The sequence below is a fragment of the Streptomyces sp. NPDC058373 genome, from assembly GCF_042723275.1.
In the GTDB taxonomy this organism is placed as follows: domain Bacteria; phylum Actinomycetota; class Actinomycetes; order Streptomycetales; family Streptomycetaceae; genus Streptomyces.
The window spans coordinates 1-2,098 of sequence record NZ_JBHXJE010000101.1 but is presented as its reverse complement, the minus strand read 5'-3'; the positions used below and the strand labels follow the sequence as shown (position 1 = coordinate 2,098).

At 68.0% G+C, this 2,098-nt stretch carries 2 protein-coding genes; one reads left to right on the top strand and one right to left on the bottom strand.

The window, feature by feature from the left end:
• Positions 1–360 precede the first annotated feature (360 nt).
• Positions 361–1,275 carry an SDR family NAD(P)-dependent oxidoreductase gene (locus tag ACFWMZ_RS28200; protein WP_383204996.1) on the bottom strand — a complete coding sequence of 305 codons (915 nt, stop codon included), beginning with the start codon at positions 1,273–1,275 and terminating at the stop codon, positions 361–363.
• Positions 1,276–1,355: 80 nt separating this feature from the next.
• On the opposite strand from ACFWMZ_RS28200, the gene ACFWMZ_RS28195 reads away from it, so the two are divergent.
• Positions 1,356–1,850: a MarR family winged helix-turn-helix transcriptional regulator gene (locus tag ACFWMZ_RS28195; protein ID WP_383204993.1), complete on the top strand. Its 495-nt coding sequence runs from the start codon at positions 1,356–1,358 to the stop codon at positions 1,848–1,850.
• Positions 1,851–2,098: the final 248 nt, after the last annotated feature.

Here is a 2,098-nt window from a genome sequence, read left to right as displayed (position 1 = left end):
GCCAGTCGATTCATACCGGCATCGTTGCACGATCCGGAGCGCCCGGCCCTGCGGCTCGGAGAAGTGCTTCTCCTCGGCCGGGTCCCGCGACGGCGGCGATGGGAAAGACGAGGATCGTAGCTTGGCCGTCATCGCACACCGCCGGAGGAACCGGTTCCAGTACCGAAACGGTGGTCGGCGTCGGGCCCTGGAGACGGTGAAGTCGCAGCCCGCCTCGCGGAGCCGGTCGGCGCACTACCGCCTGCGCCTCCGGCCCTCGCGGGACCGCCGGCCGACTCGCCGCTCCCGAAGCGGTCACCGGGCCGCCCCTCGGCTGGAGGCGAGCCCCGGAGAGCGCCGTGTCAGCGACGCTGCGGTAAGTTACAGCGCGAACGTGACGCCGCTGCGCTGTTCGGCATCCTTCCACAGTGCGCCTCCGAAAGCCGGGGCCGCGGACGACTCAGGGGGCGTGGCACGGACGGGGTTTCCGGCAAGTCCACCGGTTCCGCCCGGCCCGAAGTAGGTTCCCGATTCTGCGTCTGGGTCCGTCGCGGCGCGGACGATGGGCCACGCCCCCTTGTCCTTGCCCTGCGGCATGGGAAGCGGGTTGGGGACCTTGGACGGATTGTCGTTGACGCCAGGCACTCGCGGAGTGAACTTGTCCGACGCCCATCCCGGATGCGCCAGCAACGACGCCCGGGAGTCACCCACCGCCCTGAGTCGCCGGTCGAGTTCGAACGCGAAACCGTGGACGGCGTGCTTTGAGAACCCGTACGCCCGGGACGGCTGATAGTCCCGCTCCGAGTACAGGTCATCGGCCTCTAGCTTCGTGGAAGCCGCCGACAGGCTGCCCAGCCCGACGACCCTCCCTTCTGGCTGGATACTGCGGAAGACGAGGGCCGTGAGGGCGAAATGCCCGAGGAAGTTCGTGCCGACCACGAGCTCGTGCCCGTCCTTCGTGACCTCTCTCCGCTTCCCCGCATCGGTGATCCCGGCGTTGTTGATCAGCACGTCGATCCGGTCCAGCGCATTCAACTGCTCGGCCGCCTCCCGGACGGACTCCATGGAGGACAGGTCCAGAGCGACGAAGTCGAGATCGGTCGCGCCGACACGCTCCTTGACGGCGCTGATCGCGGTACGGGCTTTCTGTTGGGAGCGGGACGCGATGACCACCCTGGCACCCGCCTGGGCGAGTTGCTCGACGATGAAGTAGCCGATTCCCGCGTTGCCGCCGGTTACCACCACAGTGCGGCCCCGCTGGGAGGGGAGGGAGAGAGGATTCCACGGGTCTTTCACGAATGCTCCTGTTCAACGAGAGCCGACTCCGCGCGAGGGCGGGATGCGCCACCCTCGCACCGTATGTAATCTAAGGTTACATGGATGACAACGGTAACGCAGATGCGCCGGTCTCGCCCGGGACGGCCACCGGAGCGGCCAGCGACTCGGTGACCGAGCGCCTCGGGGTGGAACTGTGGAGGTTTCAGCACGCACTACGGGCAACGCTCGACTCCGCCTTGCAAGGCAGCGGACTGTCGTTCAGCGAGTACTGCGTCATGGAGCTCGTCCGGGCGCACCCCGGCATCACTGCGGCGAGCCTCGCCGAACGGATCTTCATCACCCGGCAAGCGCTCGGGCGTACGGTCGCCCGCCTGAACACCGCCGGGCTCCTCGCCGCTTCGCCCGGCCCCGGCCCGTCTCGCCCGCTTCGCGTTACACCCCGAGGTGACGCACTGCTCGCCGATGTTCAGACGGCGGTACTCGCCGCCCACGATCGCCTCTTCGCTCCGCTGGAGGCACAGGAGCGATTGGCGCTGATCGACATGGTCGGCCGCTGCTCGAAGGGGACCACGCTCACTCGCCTGAACCTCTGACGGTCACCGATGGGCCGGAGCATCGCTTCGGGGCACGTCCTCAGTCGCTCCGGATTGCCGACTTCCGCAGCGTCGACGCAGGGCATCAGCGGGCGCCGTTCCAGGGCAGGACCACCCGGCCGTCCAGCGAACCGCTGTCGCCCACGGTGCCGCACCAGACCGTCGGTCGCCCACCAACGGACCTGCCGGATCCATGAGCCTCTTGATTCTGGACCTACGTCACAGGCACCAGTAAATTAGCAGAAGCA